Origin of the sequence: Bartonella sp. CM120XJJH (assembly GCF_042194715.1) — a bacterium.
GTDB lineage: Bacteria > Pseudomonadota > Alphaproteobacteria > Rhizobiales > Rhizobiaceae > Bartonella.
In genome coordinates this window covers 1-23410 of the sequence record NZ_JBHINE010000017.1, presented here as the reverse complement: position 1 = coordinate 23410, position 23410 = coordinate 1, and the positions used below count along the sequence as shown (strand labels likewise).

The following is a 23410-nucleotide window of genomic DNA, read 5'->3' as shown; positions in this document are numbered from 1 at the left end:
TTAACACCTACAAACTTTACTGTACTCTCTGCACCAATATCTGTAGGCTCTTCATCTTCAACAGCAAGTTTCCAACCCGTTTTAATTTTCGCTGTAAAATCTTGCAACTGCTTATAATTAACTGCATCCTCAGCATCAGTTCCCGCCAGCACTCCCGTAATCTTTTTATTACCAGCATAAATACCACCAGTAGTCATATTAGGACCACCAGTAATCACGAAGCCATTATCACTTACATTCGCCTTACCTGCTATTACACGTTTAACTCTGACAATATCATTCAAATCAAACTTTACAGTATTGTCATCGTTTTTGGTAATTTTGATATTCTTACTTTCTTCATTACCATCCTCTGCGTTAACACCTACAAACTTTACTGTACTCTCTGCACCAATATCTGTAGGCTCTTCATCTTCAACAGCAAGTTTCCAACCTGTTGCCATCCCTGCTGTAAAATCTTTTAGCTGCTTATAATTTACAGCATCATTATCTTCAGTTCCCTTTGCAACTTTTGTAATCTTTTTATTGCCAGCATCAATACCATCAATAGTTATACTTGGTCCCCCATTATCAAACTTAAAGCCCTCATTACTCATAATACTGTTGCCTGTTGCGACACTTGTGAGCGTAAGATTATCATTCAAAGAAAATGTAACTCTATTATTGTCTTTTGCAATTTTGATATTTTTGATTTCACCCGCAACAAGATCTACTGTACTCCCAGCTTTAACATCTGTAACATTGTTACCATCAACAGAAAGTTTCCAGCCTGTTGCCATCCCTGCTGTAAAGTCTTTTAACTGCTTATAATTTACAGCATCGGTATCGCCTTCCCCTGCCGCTACTCCTTTAATTGTTTTATCACCAGCATGAATGCCATTAACAGTTATGCTCGGCCCAGTACCATCAGTAAACATAAAGCCAGCAGCACTCATAATGCTTTCTCCTGCCGTGACACTCATTACATTAATATTATCAGCTAGATCAAATGTGACATTGTGATCATTATCTTTTGTAATCTTAATATTCTTTCTATCTTCGTCTCCAGCTGCTTGGAAATTTACTGTGCCATTTGGTCCAATAGCTGTAGCATCTCCACCGTTAACAGCAAGCTGCCAACTCGTTTTGGTTGCCTCTTGTACAGCTCTCAGCTGTTTATAATTCACTGCATCGGTATCTTTAGTCCCTTCTGCTACATTTGTGATCTTTTGATTGGCTACATCAATACCATCCACAGTTATATTTGGACCATTATCATTAATAAAAAAGCCATCCACAGTCATGCGCGAACCATCTTTACCATTAACAAAAAAGCCATCATCACTCATCGTGCTTTGGCCTGTGGTGACTTGCGTCAATTTAAGATGATCACTCAAAGTAAATTCAATTTTATGCTTATTATCTTCAGTATGTTTTGCAATCTTTAAGTTGTCTTGTCCTTCTTCTTTTTCACTTTTTACTGAAAAATCTACGGTATTGCCTGTATGCACATCTGTCGGATCGATATCGTTAGCAGAAAGTTTCCAGCCCCCTCCCCCTGCTATGACGTCTCTCATAGCTCTCAGCTGCGCCACGTTTACCGCATCGGTATCTTCACTACCCGCAGCGACCCCTGTAATTTGCCGTGTTAGCGTACCGTTATCCCTGCCACCAACTTCACCAACGCTAAAAGCACCTGTTGTGCTCACCCATGCCATACTGGTTTCTGTCGTATCACCATCAAGGTAAGGGTCATACCCTTTAGCGCCCTTGTCTCTATTAGAAACAGAGCCCCCACCAATAGCAACACCATCCTTCACAAGCGCCTGTGCGTTTGCACCAATAGCAACTGAATCTTCCGTTTCAGCATAGGTATGCGTACCTATAGCAATCGCATTTTCTGCCTTTGCAATTACTCTTCTTTGAGGGTTAGATGCTTCAGTTCTGTCAGAGAGCCTGCTCCCTATTGCAATAGAACCTGAAGCTTGAGCTTCAGCCTCTGAGCCTATAGCAATTGCATAATTCTTTTCTGCTTTTGTCTTAGTCCCTAAAGCAATGCTATTTTTACCAGAAGCGGTTGTAAGCCCTCCAACAGCAACCGAAGACTCCCCCGATGCTTCTGATCCCACACCCATAGCAACACTTGCTTTTCCAGCTGCAAGCGCAGAAACACCAAAAGCTTGCGCACCCCCTGCCTTTGCTGTCGCACCTGCACCAAAAACGGTTGAATAATTACCCGTCGCTGCAGATCCACAACCGGTAGCAAAAGAATAAACACCATAAGCCTCAGGCATCGCGCTAATGATACCACTAGTCAGCGTCCCCATATAGCCACCACGAGGGTTTGTCCAACTATCACCACCCCAAGTGACCTTTTCAGTAGTTGCGCCATAAGGATTACGATCACCATATTTTTGATCAGTGATAAATCTGTTATATTGCTCTTCTGCAGTTATTCGTTTAGTAACTGACGCTTGTTGTTTGCCTCCACGACCAACAACATTATCCACACCACAGTGATCATCATCACCAGCTAAAACAACACTCCCATGACTACCGTATGTATAGGAAACACCGGCACCAGGTGTACTTAGATTAGTCCCTCCAGTGAAGGCAAGATTGGCGGCAAAAACAGGAGAAACACTCGATAAGAGTGTAGCTATTGCCGCGCTGAGCGAAACAACTTTAATTAAATTTGGTGTGGAATATTTTTTTTTCATAAGAACCTCCTCCAACAGAGTCAAATCAACACAACGCGCAAAAACCTCACGGCAAAACCGTGTTTGCGCACCCCAAAACAAATAAATAACGATAAAAACTACCCCTCTGCGATAGCGATCTTCATCACAGCATCGCCCTAAAATCTTTGCAACAACATCGAATCTAGAAAAGTCCCCAACCCTTTTAGCTAGAGGGATTCAAGCTAAAAAATAAATAAAAACACAAGACTTTGAAAATATAACTTGATCTCCATTCAAAAACACTGCGATTTATCTCTTAACAAAAATAGTTTCACTAAAGAGCAATTCTACTTTTTAAATAAAGCGCATCAGAAGAATGGCAAGAGTACAAAAAATAATTTTTATAAATTTGTAAAAATACTTCTCAATAAATTAGCTGTTCTTATAAGCACAAATTTATGTTTTTTTAACTTATAGCATAATGTAATGGATGACGATTATCATAATGACCTCACTCTTTTCTGCGAGGTAAGCTGTTTCAACATATGATACATATCTTTGAAAGAAATCTGCCTTAATATAATGATGCACGCCCTGTAAAAAGTTTCAACGTGCTCATCTCATCATCTTCATAAAAAGACAAAAGCGCGCCTATAAATATCTCTTAGTTCGTCTCTCTCATATGTCTGTTACCCTATCTATAAGAAAAAAACATCGTCATTGTATTTCCTACTGTTGTATAAATTTTTTAAATACCACAAACCGAAAAGAAGCTGTTTTTTAGCTGTTTTCCCCACATAACCCATTATATTTTCAATGTTATCAGTATCCTTTTCCTTCACCCAAAAATATTAATGGTGCTATAGATGCTATATTAGCTTATTTTTGAATAAATCTTTTTGTATTACTAACTGTAATTCTTTTATAAGTAGTTTTATCTTTATTAGAGCAATACATTAATATATAATGATATTTTCTCGTTTTTCAGATTGAATAAAAGACTCGAAGATCGTGAAATTTTCACATTCCAAACTTGGTTACACAGCAGAAAATCAAAAAAGTTTTATTTTTTAAAAAGGCTGCTCATTCGTATCTTATGAAGTTTCTAGATGTGCTTTTCAGTTTCGATTTTACGCTTTAAATGTAATTTCAAAAGGGGCAAAGTGGCTTCGACTTCTTCCATATCATTGAGGTTTTGAATAAGCTCTTGCAATTTTCCATAAAGCTCTGCTGCCAATTCCGCAACATCTTCAGGAGAAAGCTCTATTTTTGCATCATGATAGGTCGTATAAACCAAATGTCCAAGCTTTTTCATCAGCCCAGCAGGTATCGCTTGCGGTTTAAAACCAGCTGCTTTCGCCTGTGCCATATCTGAAAACATCTCGCCATTGCCCGTTACAAGCCAATCTAATGAAACACCACAAATTTTTTGATATTTGGAAAGCGCAGAGGCTGTAGGCTCACTTATACCAGTTTCATAAGTTCCTACAGAGCCAGCAGTGATACCAAGATGTTCAGCAAACTGCTTACGCTCTGTAAAACCAAGAGCGTGACGCACTTCACGAAAACGTTTTGCCAACTCAGTTTTAGGTTTTGCTTCCGGACGAGCCAAAAAAACACTCCAAAATCAATATAATTGTTGACTAAATAATTATATTGATTTATATCTATTATTACTGCCCCTTATGTTGGGCAAAGATCTACACACATAACCCCACAAAAATGGACGCTACAGTATCCGTTTAAGCAGGAGCGAAAATTATGACAATCACACAAAAAATGCGATCGCCGTGGTATTTTACTGAGCTTGCGCCCCTGTAATATAACCTTGGCAAAACTCAAGCCTATCAGAGCCTATTTTCCAAAGTCAAAAACATTTGGACACAGCCCAATGAAAAAGCTAAACGCGCCACTGCCAACTCTATCAGTTTGCACGCCAAGCCAATTCTTGCCAACTGCTTTCTCAAAAGTCACAGTCATATTTTTTCAGAAGCAAAAAGCCCAACACAAGTTCTCTCACTCAACAGCCTAGTAAACCTGCTTAAACTTCTTTGCAAGAATCTATAAATACACTTCCCAAAGTTTTTACATTACAACATAAGGTAAAAAGTTTATCAACGTCTAAAAATCAGTATAAAAGTGGCAAAATAATCGGTCTTCTACAAAAAATGAGATCATCACTCGTTATTAAAAAGTTAGACGTTTACAAACCATGTTTGCTTATTTTATATATTAATAGCGCTGATTTAGCTGTAATTGGCAAGAGAGATTTCAGGGTGTTTGGTTTATCGCCAGAATGCTCCTCTTCTATGCACATTAAAAGCCTTTTGGCAATGTATTTTAAATGCTATAAGTTCTATAGTAAACACATTACCATCCATATTTACAATTGGGCGCTTCAAAATGTTGGAGTAATAAAATCTTTAAATAGGTATTGATTTAAAAGCGCGTATTTTGCAGAAAATTGACAAAACCATGAGGTTCGTAATACATGGCAATTCTAAGTGATGATAGTAGTGTGATACTAAAAAAACTGCATGCAAAACCGCAACGTGGAAGAATTAAGTATGACCTCTTTATGCGATAAAGAATTATCTGATACACTGGTTGGTCTTTATGACGACTATCAACGTGGTTTGGACATTGGAGAAGAGCTTAGACTGTGCGTTGATTTAGCTTTATCTCTTGAATTAGAACTCAGTATTCTCCGTTTAAGTGAAACAGAGGCTGTTTTAAAAAAAGAGATTGTACAAACCTTGAATCGTCGCAGAAATGCTCATTCCAATGAAGATGAAATTGATACAATTTTTCATATGGATTTTGAAAAACAAAAATAATGCAACATCCTCCCCATATGATAAGATATTACCTCATCGCTTTACTTTCTACTGTACTTAAACAAAAAACTTTCAAGAAGATTTAAAGTGTTGTGTTTTCATCTTCTTAACAAAAGTGAGATGAATTAAGGAAACGCAGCAATTCTTTTGGATTATTATCAAAAAATAGAGAATATTCTCTAGCATACATCAATTTGCGCTTTATTCATTAAACACCAACTTTTACATTTTCTCACTCCCCTGTAAAAGAAAAATATGAAATATGCTGTAGCGTAAATGTTTATAAAATAGCGTATATTTACCACACTTAAATGTAATTTATTGTTTTTCATGTCTATAAAACAGCACTATGAGTATTCCAACAAGCGCAAAAATGCTTTGAAAAAAATATATCGATTGAGGTGATATGCTACTGTTATCGCTTGCCATAATGAGATAGACTCCGAGGATAAAACATCCAGAGATACCATTAAAACTTGCCTGCAATCTTCCTTGGTATTCAGGATCACAAGAGAGTTGTGATAAAGAAATCGAAAGAGCCCAACTCGAAAGTCCAAATCCAATCATAAAATAAACAGGAAAAGCAACAAAATTGTGTGTATTAACAGATAGAATAGCAAGGCCAATAGCCATAAAAGCTAATAAAATGGCTAATGTTTTCCTTATAGATAAAATTTTACAAAGAAGCGGTGAAAAAAACGCACCTGTCAATACGCCCATAGAATAAAGTACCTCAAATATTGCAAAGGTCCTGCTATCCGCATGCAAAACCTCTTGTATATAAGGAACGAGAATAACAGGAATGGTCATCAAAAGAGTCATAATCATCATCTGGCTTACATAAGGTACAAAAAGAGCCGGATTCTGTTTAAAATAATGAAGGGATGCTGTATAATTTTTCCACCAGTTTTGCTGGTTTTGATTTTTAGATCTTCGGTTTTTAGGTACCTTCATTGCAAAATTAAATAAACCAGCAATAATAAAGAATATACCACCTATTAGAAGGGTTCCTTTTGTTCCTGCATAGGCCAGTATCAATCCACTTAAGCCCATACCTGCGATAGTGCCAAGTTCATAAACCATATCGATGGTCGCATTTGCATTAATGAGCTGTTCCTTCAGCACAATACTTTGAATTAAAGAAATAGCTGATGGCATATAAAAAGAGATAAAAATACCCAAAAGAGCAGATAAGACCATCAATTCAATGTCTATACCAAAATGCCAAAGCATTACCCAGCCAACGATTACCAAACCTCTCATAAGATTTGAAATAATAATTTGCGTTTTACGATTATATTTATCTGCCAATATGCCCCAAATAGGAGCAAAAATAATGCTAGGCGCCCAAAGAAAAAGCATCATCAACGCTACACCACGGATTGAACTCGTCTGATTATAAGCAAGCCATGACAATGCAATATAATTTAGTCCGTTTCCAAATGTAGCAAATAAGCCGCTCAAAGTAAAATAGAGAAAAGTTCTATTTTTAAATAAAGCAATGCGTTCCTTCAAATTTGAAGTGAACATAAATTATCCTCTAAAATAAATACCTGTCGATATGCATGATATATCCTGTTTTAAACATGCATTCTTACAATTTTGATTTTAGATCATTAAATTTAAGAAAGCAAAATTCCTTTTTTGAAGCTTTTAAAATCTTTGTGCTGTGATATGATTAATTTTTCTATGAAAACGAAATATTTATGAATAAAAATACAATAAAATTAATATTTTATGTTCATTTTCTTCAGAAGCTACACCTTTATACATATGTGAAACAATTTTATAATATGGAAGCTTCACACACATCATTATCCTTATTATTCCGTGCACAAAAATATGCTCATGTATATCCCTCCATGTCGTTCTTCTATCACCACACTTCGTCTCTAAAAGAATAAACATACTATTATCCTCACGATAAATATTGATAACTTTTCTACTCCCCTTCTCTAAATCTTTTAAAACAAGCCCATTACAGTTAATTTTCCAATTAAAATATATAACGTGATATTTTTCCTGAGTAGTTAAATTATTGCAATCATATCTCTAAAGTTTCAAATTTAGAGTACGAATATATAAAGAAGGATCTATCGTGGATAAATTGATTAATAAATTAGTTTATTCATAATCAAAAACAAACTTCATCTATATGATGTCGTATTTGATGATGAATTAAAGAAACAGGAGCAGTTCCATCAAGTGTTATAAACCGCTCATCTATTTCTGATAAAACTTGGTATACTTCATAAACTTTTTCAATAAAAGAGAGTTTTTCTTCGTATTTTAAGTTTAAACCATCCCTTTTCTGCAACCGCTCCAGTATAGTAGTGGGCGGCAAATGAAGATAAAATGTAATATGAGGTCTTGGAATAGATTGATTTAATTTAACTACACTTTCAACAGAAAGCTCTCGAGCATAAAAATAAGCAAGACTAGAATAAACATATCGATCGCTAATTAATAAATTTTGCGATGAAGCTAAGGAAGGTTCAATAATTTCAAGTGTATGTTTGCGTCTATCTGTCGCTGATAAGAGTGCTAAAAGCAACGGATCAATTGCTTTTCCATTATCTAAGTAATCTCTAATTTCTGGATTATTTCTATACCAATAACTGGGTTGAAAAGTTTGTATTATATGTTTTTCTGTTGAGTAATGGCGAGAAATTTCTTTTATTTGTGTTGTCTTTCCACTCCCATCAAACCCGCATAAGACAATAAAAGAACCAGAAAATTTCTTTGAAGACCACATGAAATTATAAACTTTTTTATCAAGATACATTTTGTCTATATACTCTCCATAAGTTAAATTGTTTTATGTCTAAAATCTCTTAATGTTTAATAAGGTGTTTTTTTACTCGTCTCTAAACAGAAAAACACAATACTCACGCATTTGTATAACTTATTAACTTTATGATAAATGGCGGTATATAGACTTAGTTTTAAGATGAATTTATATGTTAGACAGCTTAAAATGAGATTAAGTATTTGTAAAAAATATATTTTTTGTTCATACTCCATACCCTGCCATTTTTTAACGAATTCTAGTAGAGTTTCTGAGGATTACTTCTATAACGTTGTGTAAGCATATAGAAATGAGTTAGATCTAAGTATAAATTTCCTCCTAAGAGCTAATACTAGATTGCACTACATAGGAATCTAATAAAATCAACTCAATCCTTTCTCAAACCACTGCCCTCGCTATAAGCATTTAATATCCGATTCCTTCAAAAAGCAGCAGAGCAATTCTCGGAAAACATCGCTGAGATATTGAAATATGCCTTGCAAAGCGTTTGAATCAAATGTTTCACTATATCTTTCGGTATACTCATAAACTGAAACTAAGAATATTATAATAAGACCTCAAACAACGACGACGCCCAAATCAGCCGTAACAAAGCCTCCTAAAACTGAACCAATAATACCTTGCTATGAAAAGACTACGATGCAAAGGCTTTAATACAACTGCATACCTTAGCGCTAATGCCATAAATGTTTCTGATAGATAACGAAGTTTGTTGTCACAACAACATCTAACAACGATCAATAGAAAAACCTCAACCTTGAGTATAAACAAAATCAACTTGAAAGCGCAAAATATATCTCTAGGACATAGTTATGTTCGTTATCTGGCTTTCCCCTTATTGGCAAGCCCCCCACAAGAGACACAGTGAAAATACCAGCCTCCATCGCTACTCATTCTCATGAAAATAAGCTATCACTACCATAAACATCAGCGTTCAATTTTTCCCGATCAAAAAACTTGACATTCCCAGTAATATGTGTGTGTATTCATTATTCGTAAACATGTGTGCTGATTTATAATACTGCGTGTTTTAAGAGATTCCGAAATGGGGGGGATGATGTGCACAAACAGCAAATGTTTCGGTTTTATGGGCTTGTTGTCCTGCTTTATCTCTCTGATATGGTTCTGTTCTTAAGTAATCTTTGGAATGCTTATCGCATAACATCCTCATCTGTTTTCCTAGGCGTAACCATGGCTTTGGGCACCCTTATGCCCTATCTTTTGAAAAAAAGCGGACTTGTGCGCATTAAAGCCTCACTGCGGTTGGTCGATTTATACAAAAGGCGGATCATTATCTATAGCCTTCTTTTATTGATTGCACTTTTTCATTACGCTGATACCCCTTTGGTTTTATCGCTGTCTCTATCTCTATCGGCTATCTCTCTTTGATTACCTTAAGCACACTCGAGACTTATAATACTAAACTAGCGCTTAGTGGTTATATTAGTGCCCAAAAGGCTTCCCGCATTATGCAAACAGTGGTGCAAATTGGCGCCTTTTTGGGAGCAGCATTGAGTGGTTATCTCTTAGAAGCAACCAGCCCTCGAGGGGCAGCAGCTGAAATCGGCTATAATGGTTTGATTGTAGCACTTTGTGTGTTTGACATCATTATAAGCCTTATAGCCGGATATATCATCTTTTGCGATGAATATAACGCTACAGATACCACAGCACCTACAACCGATAAGAAGACAGCACCTACACCACAAGCGGATGGACTCTCCCGTAAGCTTAAACTTTTGTGCGTCTGCATAGGACTTATAGGCTTTCATATTTGCGCTTATAATACGCTGGCAACCATTCTTTTTCAGAGTGTGAAAAATTTTGGCTCTGAATATTATGGGCTTTGCAGTGCCGTTGCAGGCATAGGCGCTTTTTTGGCTGCTTTTATCAAAATCCCTCGCTTTGAATTTATTCTCCCAGCCCTTATGTTGAGCGTGGCTGATCTTATTTTTAGCACCACACAATCGCTCTATTTGGCTGTGGTCTTTTGCTTTTTTATTGGCTTTTCAATGAATACCATGCGAATTAATGCCCGCAAACATACGATTGAAGCGACTAAAACAGAGGCTCAAGCAGAGCTGGTGGGAAGCTATAGCGGCATGCTTTATACTCTCTCCCAATCGGCAGGTTATGTTATCCTTGGTCTTCTTACAAGCTCTGCCCTTATGGGTCCTCAAGCAGCTGTTTATCTTCTACCCCTTATAGGCTTAATAATCTTTATTTATGTTCTTTTCCTTTTATTGCAGCGGAACAAAGTATGAGAAAAACTATTCTTATTGTCGACCCTTTCTCCACGGGCGCCCTCTATGGTCCTGCTTTGCAAAAATTAGGCTATGCTTGTTATGGTGTTGTCTCTCAACAAGCTCCTTTTTCACACTATATGCTTTCTTATCAGGGAGAGGGCATGGCAGAAGCGAAACTTCATAATGTAGATGAGATAAAGACACGCTTTCCTATCGGCGCAATAGAGTCTGTGGTAGCAGGCGCCGAGGTAAGTATTTATTGTGCAGATCAATTGGCGGCTTATTATAATTGCCCTGGGAATAATCCCTCAACCACCGATTGGCGACGGAAAAAGGCAGCAATGCAAAAGCGCCTTTGTGAAAATGGTTTATCTTACATCCGATCAAAAATTCTTACAAAAGACAATTGTACTCTCGATGGTTTTGAAAGTCCCAGCGGCTATGTGGTAAAGCCAAATGATTCTGGTGGAAGCGATGGCGTTTTGTTTTTCTCTAGCCGTGACGAAGTAGCAGCGTTGATTTCTGAGATTGACTGGACACAGAAAAATATTTTTGGCACACCTAACGAGACTTATTTGCTCCAAGAAAGATTGGAGGGAGAGGAATACATCATCGACGCCATTGTAAAAGGAGAGGCTATAAAGATATGTGCTTTATCACGATATAAAAAAGGTATTCATAATGGAAGTGCTTTTGTTTATGAATCGCTTGATGTACTTGATGCTCAAGATCCCTCTTATGCCCCTCTTATCTCTTATGCAAAACAATGCATTCGCGCGCTGGGGATTGAATATGGACCCGCGCATATGGAAATCATGCAAACAGCTCGTGGTCCAGTGATGATCGAAGTAGGAGCCCGCCTCCACGGAGGAATTGCACCCACTTTATTCGCGCATTGCTATGACGATGATTTACTTGAAAGCTCCGTTAACCTTATTGCGGGCGTGTTTTCGCAAACACCAAGTCGCTTTAAGAAAAAAGGGCGTATTATCTTTCTTATCAACGAGATCGACGGTCATATTATAAAAGATGTTAACGTATGGCAGCAAAAGCTTCATTCTTGGGAAAATGTGGTTCATTTTATGCTCTTTTTTAAAGAAAACGAGCCCCTCCCTCTAACCATCGATTTAAATACCTGCCCGGCCATTATAGCAATTTTGGGACACAGTGATGATGAATTATCAGCTTTGGAAAGGATCATTCGTAGCAATTTCTTATAAAATACAACAATTGGGAAGAAAACATGGATTCAGCATCGTAAGTAATTGAAAATATAGATAAATATTAAAAATGGAAGCAGATCGTTTTTAAAGAATTCGATGCAACCATGAATAACACAATTAGACCTTTTCCCTGCCTATTCAGTATAAATGGATACTCAAAAAATATGCTTAGATTTGGATTCTACAATAAGTTGACCGCAAAAAATATGATGGAAGACCTGATAAATTATTGCGATAACTATAAAAATTTTGGAAAGAACACATCTTTTGTTGCATTCGAGGAGCCTGCCCCCGTACAAAGTATCGAAGTTTATAGAGAAAAATTCTGGTCTATGCTTAAAAATTTGCGAGCTTTTGACAACCGAGAATGACCTAAGCATATACAAAAAATATGTACAATCGTCTATGGGAGTTCTTCTTTCATGGCGAGCCTATGTTTATAGTTTGCAATACCCCATCCCATATAAACAGAATAATTAGAAAAAGTTCTACATTTATGTTAACTTTCCAGCCTAGGTGTTTTTTTCTGATCTGCTTGATACAGAACAAAAAGCGAAAAATGCATTCTCCGCTGTAGGAAAAAGACTTGAACCTTTTGATATTATCACAAAATCCCCCTTTTTAGGAAAATATGTCGATCCTCAGAATAGAGAGTGGACGCAATATTTCTTGCAAGATAATAATATTGAATGCCCACCTTGCCCATATCATATAATGGAGCACGATAATGACTAAATTTTCTAAAATTAAATTAAATAAAAATATCTATGATATATTAAAAATGATGATGCCAAAACAAGGATCAATAGAGATACAAAGAGACTTTCCCCAAAAAATACACGATTGGCATATTCACAAGGTCGATGAAACTCTCTTAATTATAGAGGGAGAGTTAGATTTTTTCTATAGCGAAAAACGTATAACCTGTACACCAGGAGATATTATACATCTACCTGCCAATACAAGACACAAATCAATTGCAGCAGAAGTAGGATGCATATATGCAATTGCTACAGAAAATCTCACTATTGGAGATATTAGAGATGGGTAATCACACGCTCTTTAATAGGCTCTAATGGATTCTTTCTCATACAGGATTTTATTCTTTGACTCCTACTTCTCATAATACGCCCCTAGATTCTGCGGAAAATAAGGCTCTGAAGTTTACGGCCCCTACCCCAAATCAACGTAAAAACTTTTCAGAAACCGCATTTTACAGCACAAAATAGAACGTTATTCTTTAGGAATAAAAATGGATCAAGCTTACCCGGTTAAAAAACAAGCAAATAATTTTGTTTACAGCTTTATTATCGAGCATTCACGGATGGATTCTGGTATTATCTCTATCTGGAACTCCCTACAAGCATGAAGCAGAAAAGTTATCAAGCATATTTAGTATACCTAATGACAACTGTTATTACCATGCGTGATGGCTCTAAAATGTAGATAGATTTGAACTTTTAAATAATTTGTTTAACTCTTGCATCACTTCATTTCCCTACTTCTTAAATAATATTCAATAATTTAAGTAAAATAAATATTTTGGTTTTGGTGTGTTTTTAGTCTAAAGCCTATGAAGAGAATATATTAAAGAATTAAAATATTTACATGTCGAGATTGAAGCGGCCCTATTTTACCAAAAGAAGAACTATTATAACATAGGTGAATTTAGCTCTTAATCTTTTGTTGCAAACAAGTGGAAAAAGAATTCTAAATATAGAAAAAATTGCATAAGAACCTTTAACAAAAATGATTAAAATTTAGATAGAGTTATAAGGTATGAAATAAAATTGGTTCCATCAGTACTGGCAATTTTTTCTGGTCAATTTATTCTACCGATATCATTAAGACTTTATTCTAATCACATCGCCTATCATTAGAGAGAGATATATGATTGTTTTTCGAATTGTGAAAGCATACAAATTTCGTAATTTATTTTGCCCATTAGAAGATGTTGGTTAGTTAAATAAGTTTAAAAAATACGTAGCATTCGGTATAAGGCAGTGTGTATGTATAAAACTTCTCAGAATGATCGTGTTAATAGCAATGTTGAAGGAGTGTCTTTTGGGAAAGATTGTACAGCAATTACGAATATCTCTAGGAAGAAAAGCGCTGATTTTTAGAACAGAGAGAAACCATCTATCATAACAGTTTATTAGGCTAAACGCAGAATATTTATCCTAATAATTAATGGTTAAATTGTAACAGAATAGGTTTTTGATCATCATAAAGAAAAAGGTAGAGAGCGTATTTCTTTTAGTTAAGGAAGAGTGTTGCTCATTTTTCTTTCTAAAAGTAAGCAAATTCAAAGATAATTTTTTTGTTCTTATAGTGGTGAAAAAATAATTGTCGAAGTCAGTGAAGAGGAGATTCCAATACATTATTATAAAGTTTAATAAAAGTTGAAATACTTAAAAAATCTTTAGTTCCTATGATGATTTAAGAATACCAGATTAGGATACGAGCAATTCAAGATCTAAAAACTTTGTAATAATATTGGTTTAGAATTACATCTTGTTCATTCAGACGAGATGAGCCAATTATTATATATCATAGAAACATATGGGTTGGGAATTTTAAAAAAGCTTATCCAGAATCTGACTTAAAGGTTATTGGAAACTTTAGTAGTAAGATTGGCTTTGTCTCATGTTGCTCAATACTTAGCAAACACTCTTGTTTTGTCTAGACTAAATTGAGAAGATCTGCTCACTGAAAGTTTTTATAATATTATGAAATGATAAAAATATTAATATTTCTTCTTGTCCCGTACATGAAACGAATGCTATTTGTATTTGTTATCCGCTGCACCATTATTCGAAATATATTTTAGATGGTTGTCACCTGAAATATGCCTTGGAAAATTATTTGGCAAGAGAGCATACTTATATGTATTGGAAAGTAATTTCCTATTATTTGTCTCAATCTATGGGCGCAACGTTGCCAAGTATAGAATCCATACTGACAGATGACTTGCAAAAAATAAGTGCCTATAACGTATTTGAACTAAAATTTTATGAAAAACTGGAATTTAGTACCGAACCATATTCGACAATGGAAAAAATCATAAAATGGCTTGAGTCTTTTTTAAAGAGTGAGAGGGCTATTGCGTAATTCTGTTTTTCTTATGATTTTGATTGGTTGTTTGACGAGTTTTTGTGCTAGTGGTGTATTATCTATTGGCCTTTCTTTGTTACAATTCCAAGATACAACGGGAGAAGCATCTGCTACTTTAAATGTTGTTAATTTAATTGCAATTGGAATTGCAGGCTTATGTTTGGGAAATGTTTTGGTACGCTATCAAGGCTTTATAATTGGGTTTTATAGTCAAATTATTTGCGCTGGTTTATTATCGTTCTTATTATTTATAAACAATCCGGTACTTATTTTATTTGTATTTTTTTTACTTGCTCTCTTGATGGGGGCTGATAACCCAAATAACAATAGTGCCTTAAATCAGCTGGTTCCAACTCCCAAACAAAAAGCTGGAATTTTTGCATTTTATACTAGTTGCTGTCAGTTTTTTGTTATTATATCCCCATTGCTTATATATTTTATAATTGCCCATTTTGGGCACAAAACAGCCATATCCTTTATTGTATTGATTTATCTTTTGAATGCCAGCTTATGGTTTCGTATAAAGTCTATACAACAAATAAACAGAGTAAAAGAACTATTAAAAAAGCCATCTCAAAAAACTTATGGAGTTGGTTTTCGGTGCCTTTGGCGGATTTCTGCGTTGCGTTTTTTAACGATTAATCGTATTTTGAGTAATTTTCTCTATACAGGGCCTATTGTTCTATTGCCACTTGTTCTTGCATCTATAACACCAGATAATATAAAATTTACAGCTATTCAAAATTCTATTTTTTCTTTGTCAGCACTGGGTTTTGTAGTCAATGGTCTTATCTCATCCTATTATTTACGGAAATTTCCATCTTTAATTCGTTTTTTTGTATGGGGAACACCGGCTTTTGCAGTGATCGCAATCTCTTTTGTTTTATATTTAAATTTTACTCAATATTCCCTTTATATTATGGGTTTTTTATTAGGTATTGGACAATTTTATTTTAGGGTATCGGGAATAACAATTGGACAAGCTATCACACCTAGTGAAAATTTAGCCGAAGTGATTTTGGCAGGCGATGCCAGTGTGCGCATCGTAACAGCTTTATTCTCTATTGTGCTTTTATATGCAGGAAAACTTTTTTCATTTTCTATATTATACGTCCTGTGTATATTTATAGGTTTTTTCGCCCCTTTATTTATTTTACACGGACTATCTATTTATATACAAAGCTTAGAGATAAAAGAAAACGCCGCATAAATGATATTCAATTATTATATTACGTCAGCCTTTTTTTGATTACCGTATAGATAAAAATTTTGTATAAATATTCATGCCATTAATTTTAAATGAGCACATTGCGTGAGAAAAGCTTAGGTATTTGTTGCCTCTCGTGTAGATAAAACGCATTTAGCCCGTTAATCGGAATTACAAATAGCACTATGATCACCATTAATTCTGAAGCTCTATCAGAAGTTAGTGATAATGGCAAAAACCCTTTATGATATTTGAAAAGATCGTTTATGCTAGATCAAGTTATCTAAAGATCGAGGGATAGGAGCTTAGAAATTATAAAATTCATGGAAATTCACCAGCAATTTCTAGCTATACATAATGACAGACACAGATCAGCGCAAACTGGTCAATTGAAAACAATAAAAATCCTGCAAATCCTGAGCTTTTTAAGCTATGTCATATCAAGCATATGAAAATTCGTTTTAAATTAATGGCGGAGAGAGAGGGATTCGAACCCTCGATATGGTTTCCCATATACACGCGTTCCAGGCGTGCGCCTTCAACCACTCGGCCACCTCTCCAGAAGTCTCGCACTATACCCAGAAAGAAATAACGTGCAAGCCTAAATTATACATTCAAAGTTCAAAAAAGAAATTCATTTATTAAAGTAAGAGCTTATATCTGTTGAATAACAAGCACATCCCTTCTTTTTAAGAAAAAACTTTTTCCGTGGATAGGTTTGTATAATACAATAATGGGAATAAAAAGATTGTCACCAGTCATAAACTTTCATGCTCATTTGTGCACTTTCTGCTTCACAAAAAATACTTCTCTTAAAATTGGCATACAGTCCATGGTTTTACACAACCAAATAATTAAATATCTCTCGCTTAACACCATTGATTACCCTAATAATAAATAGCATAATAACGATATAAACTTCTTATATCCCTAATATTAAAATTGTTTATCCAAATAGTAAATTTTATTTCAATAAAAATCATTTTCAATCTCCTTCTTTCCTCCAAGGATGAAAATACTTAATCACTATAACTTTGATTACAAACATCTCTCTCTTGAAATGAGATCTACCTGTTCATCACTTTTATGTTTCAGACAACATATAAGATATTGATTTATAAATATAAATTATCGTTCATTCATCATAAAAACCTCGAATATCGTGATTTTTTTCATCATAACCCCTTTCATATTGAATTAATTAAAATCACTTGCTTATACGTCATAAGCGGAGATAGTATGTGGGGGAAGTACATTTTAAGAGATGATAAATACCTCTTATGCATTTTTTCAAATAGCACGAATTCTTGCAACACTGAGGGCTGTAAAATAGTGTTATGGTGTCAATTTTCTCTTTCATAGGATTATAGAATAAGCCCTACTCTAATCCTCTATTCAATTTCACAGTTCTAATATTTAGGTGATACTAAAGAAAATAAAACTTAAACAAAAAAGACCTTTGCATTTTTAATTTAATATGCATGAATATATCTTATTTTCTGAAATGAGAAAATAGTCTCATTTTTTTCAAATACAAAATCATAACGATGCAAAGCTATTTTCATTTTTAGCCTATACTTTTAAATTCAGCTTTACAGTTTTCAAAATATCTAAAGTAATCTCTATTATTTAAAAGAGATTACGTACTCTTCATACTTTTGATTATTGCATTCTTTAAGTGAGATATGCTCTCATAACAAAACAAGATACTCTAAGAATACTATTTTCTTTCTCATCCACACGTTTGTTAAAAAAACATCTCTTAAAGCTTGTCATATCTATCTCATACGGTGTCTATAAATGGTATAAAATCTGTTGGATAGCTTCATCTTTCCTTAAATAAAAAATACAAGCCAAGTACCATCGCGCTATTTATCCCCTAATGTTGCAATATCCCTTGCTATTTGAGAGAATACATAAAAGGCTTTTATTCTTTCCTAAAGTGTTTTATCCATACGTTACTCCTTCTTGTAACGTATAAAAAAATAATTTTTATTAATTCAATATAGAGAAATTTAAAACGAGAAAACTCTACGATATTCAGGGCTCTCATTATGTAAAACGATAAATTACCATTATAAATTAATATACTGCCTATAATCGTCCTAAAGGATAATGTTTTACAGCACTAAAGACCTGATTACTCTGCAAAATGAGCTAGCTCATACCTCTTAATGTTCTTTATCACCTTATATCCCTGCTTAGAGCACGTACAGCTCGTGCCGTTTCACATTGTAATGCTTTTTGTGCTAAAATTTTCATATCTTCAAAACTATGAGTTTGTAAACACGCCTTTACTGGAGAAATATCGCAAGATATCATAGAAAGCTCATTAATTCCCAATCCAGTCAAAATCATTGCACCAAAAGGATCTCCAGCCATACCACCACATACACTAACCCAACACTTATGTTGTGCAGCTCCCTGAATAGTCTGATAAATCATACGCAAAACTGCTGGATCAAGGCTATCAGCTTCAGACACAAGGTATGGATTTTGCCGATCAACAGCCATTGTATACTGTGTTAGGTCATTGGTTCCAATTGAAAAAAAATCAACATGGGCGCTCAATACATCTGCCATAATGGCCGCTGCTGGAACTTCGATCATAATACCAAGTTTTAATTTTGGTGCATCAATATCGTTGCGGATTTCCTCTGCAATCTTTTTTATAGCGACAATCTCTGAAACAGACATTACCATCGGAAACACAATCCATAGATCTCCACCCTCTTTTGCTGCTCGATACAAAGCCCGTAATTGAGGCACCAAGAGATCACGTCGACGTAACAAAAGCCGCGTTCCTCGAACACCTAAAAAAGGATTGTCCTCTTTAGATAAATGTAAATGCGTAACCTGTTTATCCCCACCAATATCGAGCGCACGAATAATTAATGGCTTATCTCTTACAGCTGTAATCATCGCCCGATATGTATTAAATTGTAGCTCTTCATCCGGAATATGTGGATTCTCTAAAAACAAAAATTCTGTGCGCATGAGTCCAACACCTTCAGCCCCCAAATCAAGCGCAATAGGAACCTGACTTGCGTAGTTGACATTAGCCATAATACGAATTCTTTGACCATCTGTCGTTTGCGCTGGTAACCTACACGCACTTGTTTCACTGACACGTTTTTGCGCAACAGTATCAATATGCCTTTGAGCATCTTCAACGTCTTCAAGCGTAGGATCAAGGTAAATAAACCCGTTATCGCCATCAATAATAGCCTGAATATCAGACTGAATCGCTAAAATATCATCACCTGCAGCAACAACCATTGGAATACCAAGAGTACGCGCCAAAATAACTGTATGAGATAACGGACCTCCCCATGCTGTTGCTAATCCTTTTACCCTTGTACAATCAAGTTGTGCTACATCAGAAGGAGAAAGGTCATTTGTAACTAGAATTACGCCATGTGGAATATCATTTAAAAAGAACGATCTATAGGAGGGATTGATTTCACCTAAAACACGTCGACCAACATCAACTAAATTAACAGCACGTGCTGCTATCAAAGGGTTATCTACCTTAAAAAACATATCTGAAAATTGACGAACCGCTCTATCCCAAGACCAAGCTACACCATGACCTTCCGCTATAAAACGACAAGCTTGAGCTATTAAATTTTCATCTTCAAGCAAAACCATTTGCGCAGAAAAAATCGCTGCAGAATCTGCGCCCATACGCACTGTAATATCAGAAATCACAGATGCCATTTTATGTTTTGTTTTTGTAAGAGCATTTTCAAGACATGCTGCACCAGCTGCAAAATCAATTGGCTGATCTATTATGGAAATATCATTTTGCCTTAAAACAAAAATCTTACCAAATGCTAATCCTGAACTCGCTCCAACACCAGAAATGCCTTTTTGCATAGAGCGTGGATACCAACCATGAAAAGCCTTTGTTTGAGATTCCATTGCTCTCATCAGACATTTTTCACTAATACTCACTTTTTTTGCAATAGCAATGGCATCATTGAGAAGTTGTGCTCCTTCTGCAGCATCTGTAGAAAAAATCAGAACATCACCGTTTTTTGCTCCTAATTGCAATAAACCAACCAAATTTTTCATTTCAACGGTATATTGACCATGGCGAACTCTGATAGAATTTTGCGCCTTTTTCGCAAAATCAACCCAAAGAGAAGCTGGTCGTGCATGAAGACCACTTGGATAATCTAAAGTCCATTCCTGACACACCGAAAGGTCACCAATAAAAGTTTTTTCTATCTTCATATCTTGGTCAAACAAAGTTGTAACAATTTGCTGTTTGTCCATAGTTGTTGCAAGTACTTCAAGCTGTTTTTTATCAAATAAAAGAGACGTCAATTTTTTACAAATTTCTCTATAGCGATCTGGACACGCTGCAATGGCAATAACCAAATGTGCTTTTTTGCCATCCTGCCACTCAACACCAGCAGGAACCTGTATAACAGCAACAGCATCCTTGATAATTAAATCACGATTTTCAGCCATACCATGAGGAATGGCTATACCATTTCCAAACCAAGTATTGGTTGTTTCTTCACGTGCAAGCATGCTTGCCAGATAACACTTATCAACGGCACCAACCTGAACAAGCAATTCAGCAGCAGCATAAATTGCATCATTTTTATGATCAAAAGCAGCTGCAAGTTGTATAGATCTTATAGACACGATTTCACCCTCGGCAAAATCTACATTCATTGCTTCTGCTTTCTCATATCTCATCATGAATTCAAATTGCCTCACATTTGAACACCAATATCTCTGATAAATTCCTTTTCAAAGCTGCATTTCCCAAAATACAAGCTATAAATACCACCACAGCTTTATTTATATTTTACGGAATATAGCTAAGTGAGGTGCTTAAAAGCATCACGCACAAGTTTGCCTTTACTCTTTTACTTTACAAAGACAAAACCCCGATTTTTACAGCACCAATCACCTGAAAAACTATGTTTTAAAAACGCTCTCATCCTCCAAAGTTATTCAACATAACTTTTCATTATTCCCTCTACAAGAAAGCATCCTTCCCAACCATCTGTAACTTCAGCTAATATTTTAACTGATTCCTCACAGTTTATTTAACCTATCATCCCTCTTTATAAATTCATTACATAATTAAAAATTGCTCCATGCAACTCATCATCTTTAAAATTCCGTGCAGCTATCCTATGATACAAAACCCTCGATATATGACATTTATATATTTTAAGCTACTCCTTTACTTCAATCAATATCGCAAACACACAATGCCCCTTGTCACCATTTGCAAAGTATGGATATCCCCCAAGCACCATCCATCATCAACTACTAAAATCAAGAAAAACTCTACAAATAAGATAAATAAAGTAAAATATGCTTGTTTATTTTCAACAATACACAATAATAGTGAAATCAGAAAAAATATTCTTGAAGGGCGCTGATTACACATTGGTTATTTTTATATCTTTAAACACCGTCCTCCTAAAAAATATAATTTCACTCTCGATTTACCGAAAATTCCTTAATGCATGTCACTTTCAAAGTAGTTTTGACTGCCATCTTATGGATTTTTCATCCCTATGTTCTTTTAAATGAATAGCCTCACCTATCCACACCACTACCTAAAAACAGTATGACAACTCACCAATACCACAATGCCGATAAAAAGACCCATCTTTATCAAAATGATTACATAAATAATGCTCTCACTAAATTTCTCATAATTTTCTGAAAACAAACTGCTTCTCTTATAAAGAAATTACTAAACACTTCTTCATGCATAAAAAGAAAGTCTCTCCTTATTATCATTATACAGAAATTTATCAACAAATTCTATCATAATATCAATACGTTCAGTACTAAACACTAACATAAAATCACACAAACTTCCCCTCTCATTGAGAAAAGCCATTTTCCCAATTCTACTTTTTTCGTATATCTTCTACATTTATTATAGTATCAACGCAAAAAGGGAAAGACGAGATTCTATCTTTCCCTTTTAATACTTATAAAACCACAACTACAATTCAATGAAAGCTTATTGGTTGCTAGAGAGTGTTACAGATTACTCTGCTGCCTCCACCATAGGAATGACTGAAACATAGGAACGATTACCCGCTTTGCGTTGAAAGGAAACCTTTCCATTTGATAATGCAAAAAGCGTATGGTCTTTTCCAATGCCGACATTGTTGCCAGGATGCCAACGTGTACCACGCTGGCGAATAATAATATTTCCAGCAATAACGGTTTCACCACCAAATTTTTTAACGCCTAGACGTTTCGATTCTGAATCGCGACCATTACGCGAGGAACCACCAGCTTTTTTATGTGCCATAGACGCTCTCCTTTAATCTTTCTTACTCTTTGATGCTACAGACGCTTTCTTCTGCGACGCAGTCTTTTTTTCAGCCGTCTTCTCAACAACAGCAGCAGCTTTTGTTTCTTTTGGTGCAGTTGCTTCCTCTTTTATCGATTTCGCAGCTGCTTTTTTAGGTTTTGAACCACCCATTAAAATTTCTAAAACACGAAGCCTCGTAAATTCTTGACGATGACCACGCGTGCGTTTAGAATTTTGACGACGGCGCTTCTTAAATGCGATAACCTTGCGCCCACGTGCCTGTTCTATAATCTCAGCTGTCACCAATGCATCAGCAACGATAGGGGTACCAATAACCGCATTACCTTCTTGCCCAACCATCAATATGTCATTGAATTCAACAACATCACCCGCATTTCCACTAACTTTTTCAACTTTTACCACTTGATTAGCAACAATGCGATATTGCTTACCACCAGTTTTAATGACTGCGAACATTTTTTATCCTTCCGTTCACTCCAGCTCTTATTTAATTTCTACCTTGAAATAAGGGAAAATAGGCTGCTTTTTATCAGTCGTAATAGATTTTAAAGAAGGATAAAACCTTCTTCAACACAAATATGCGCAGATTTCCCCACGCTTATATTTTGTATATATGAAGGAATTTCTATTCTCTGTCAATAAAGTCCCATAAAAAAGAAAAAAAGGTTGTACCAAAAACAATTGAAGGTTATCTACCCCTTATATACTCAAATAGTGCTGATTTTTGTTTCACTTTATTATGGAGAGATGGCTGAGTGGTTGAAAGCACCGCACTCGAAATGCGGCATAGGGGTGACTCTATCGGGGGTTCAAATCCCTCTCTCTCCGCCAAAGTTTATAAAGCAATATTATTAAAATGTTGTAGCTTGCCAGCGGTGTAGCTTGCTGTAGCTTGCCAGCGAGTTTTGTTGTAGCTTGCCAGCGGGTTTTGTATATTTTGCCACTAGGTTTTGTAGCAATTTATTTTTTTCAAAGAGTTTTAAAGA

The 23410-nt window shown here is 35.5% G+C and carries 13 protein-coding genes, 2 tRNA genes and 2 pseudogenes; 9 read left to right on the top strand and 8 right to left on the bottom strand.

Annotation, left to right across the window (positions count from 1 at the left end; all coding sequences use genetic code 11):
- Both ACFIKU_RS07130 and ACFIKU_RS07125 read right to left on the bottom strand, forming a co-directional pair.
- Window positions 1–2699 (bottom strand): annotated as a pseudogene (locus ACFIKU_RS07130) (hypothetical protein); the annotation flags it as partial.
- A gap of 1066 nt (window positions 2700–3765) precedes the next feature.
- Window positions 3766–4272 (bottom strand): helix-turn-helix domain-containing protein, encoded by a 507-nt coding sequence (locus ACFIKU_RS07125; RefSeq protein ID WP_375641427.1) that lies wholly within the window; start codon window positions 4270–4272, stop codon window positions 3766–3768.
- 955 nt (window positions 4273–5227) lie between these two features.
- Between ACFIKU_RS07125 and ACFIKU_RS07120 the strand changes: the two genes are divergently transcribed.
- Window positions 5228–5497, top strand: coding sequence for a hypothetical protein (locus ACFIKU_RS07120; protein WP_375657096.1), 270 nt, complete (start codon window positions 5228–5230; stop codon window positions 5495–5497).
- Between the two features lie 318 nt (window positions 5498–5815).
- On the opposite strand, the gene ACFIKU_RS07115 is transcribed toward ACFIKU_RS07120, so the two are convergent.
- Together ACFIKU_RS07115 and tmk are read right to left on the bottom strand one after the other, a co-directional pair.
- On the bottom strand, window positions 5816–7027 hold the full coding sequence (locus tag ACFIKU_RS07115) for an MFS transporter (protein ID WP_375657095.1): 1212 nt from the start codon (window positions 7025–7027) through the stop codon (window positions 5816–5818).
- Window positions 7028–7631: 604 nt separating this feature from the next.
- Window positions 7632–8282 (bottom strand): dTMP kinase, encoded by a 651-nt coding sequence (tmk, locus tag ACFIKU_RS07110; RefSeq protein ID WP_375641425.1) that lies wholly within the window; start codon window positions 8280–8282, stop codon window positions 7632–7634.
- Window positions 8283–9365: 1083 nt separating this feature from the next.
- Here tmk and ACFIKU_RS07105 point away from each other — a divergent pair.
- From ACFIKU_RS07105 to ACFIKU_RS07075, 7 genes and pseudogenes are all read left to right on the top strand, one after another.
- Window positions 9366–9695: a hypothetical protein gene (locus ACFIKU_RS07105; RefSeq protein WP_375657094.1), complete on the top strand. Its 330-nt coding sequence runs from the start codon at window positions 9366–9368 to the stop codon at window positions 9693–9695.
- A gap of 80 nt (window positions 9696–9775) precedes the next feature.
- The gene (locus tag ACFIKU_RS07100; RefSeq protein ID WP_375657093.1) at window positions 9776–10570 is read left to right on the top strand and encodes an MFS transporter; all 795 of its coding nucleotides are present in this window, start codon (window positions 9776–9778) and stop codon (window positions 10568–10570) included.
- The gene (locus ACFIKU_RS07095) at window positions 10567–11772 is read left to right on the top strand and encodes an ATP-grasp domain-containing protein (RefSeq protein ID WP_375657092.1); all 1206 of its coding nucleotides are present in this window, start codon (window positions 10567–10569) and stop codon (window positions 11770–11772) included. Before ACFIKU_RS07100 ends, ACFIKU_RS07095 begins: the two co-directional genes overlap by 4 nt.
- A 107-nt stretch (window positions 11773–11879) precedes the next feature.
- A complete protein-coding gene (locus ACFIKU_RS07090) occupies window positions 11880–12146 on the top strand; it encodes a YqcI/YcgG family protein (protein ID WP_375657091.1) in 267 nt (88 codons plus the stop codon).
- 20 nt (window positions 12147–12166) lie between these two features.
- A pseudogene (locus ACFIKU_RS07085) lies at window positions 12167–12510 on the top strand (YqcI/YcgG family protein).
- Window positions 12503–12826: a cupin domain-containing protein gene (locus ACFIKU_RS07080; RefSeq protein ID WP_375657090.1), complete on the top strand. Its 324-nt coding sequence runs from the start codon at window positions 12503–12505 to the stop codon at window positions 12824–12826. The pseudogene ACFIKU_RS07085 and the gene ACFIKU_RS07080 overlap by 8 nt, the downstream one beginning before the upstream one ends.
- A gap of 2052 nt (window positions 12827–14878) precedes the next feature.
- Window positions 14879–16099 (top strand): MFS transporter, encoded by a 1221-nt coding sequence (locus ACFIKU_RS07075; protein ID WP_375657089.1) that lies wholly within the window; start codon window positions 14879–14881, stop codon window positions 16097–16099.
- Window positions 16100–16566: 467 nt separating this feature from the next.
- Here ACFIKU_RS07075 and ACFIKU_RS07070 read toward each other — a convergent pair.
- The 4 genes from ACFIKU_RS07070 to rplU all read right to left on the bottom strand — a co-directional run bounded on the left by ACFIKU_RS07070 (window position 16567) and on the right by rplU (window position 22880).
- Window positions 16567–16656: transfer RNA gene (locus tag ACFIKU_RS07070), tRNA-Ser, on the bottom strand.
- Between the two features lie 1624 nt (window positions 16657–18280).
- On the bottom strand, window positions 18281–20812 hold the full coding sequence (ptsP, locus tag ACFIKU_RS07065; RefSeq protein WP_375657088.1) for a phosphoenolpyruvate--protein phosphotransferase: 2532 nt from the start codon (window positions 20810–20812) through the stop codon (window positions 18281–18283).
- Window positions 20813–22130: 1318 nt separating this feature from the next.
- Window positions 22131–22400, bottom strand: coding sequence for a 50S ribosomal protein L27 (rpmA, locus tag ACFIKU_RS07060; protein WP_273723965.1), 270 nt, complete (start codon window positions 22398–22400; stop codon window positions 22131–22133).
- A gap of 12 nt (window positions 22401–22412) precedes the next feature.
- The gene (rplU, locus tag ACFIKU_RS07055) at window positions 22413–22880 is read right to left on the bottom strand and encodes a 50S ribosomal protein L21 (RefSeq protein WP_375657087.1); all 468 of its coding nucleotides are present in this window, start codon (window positions 22878–22880) and stop codon (window positions 22413–22415) included.
- 285 nt (window positions 22881–23165) lie between these two features.
- Here rplU and ACFIKU_RS07050 point away from each other — a divergent pair.
- Window positions 23166–23255: transfer RNA gene (locus tag ACFIKU_RS07050), tRNA-Ser, on the top strand.
- Window positions 23256–23410: the final 155 nt, after the last annotated feature.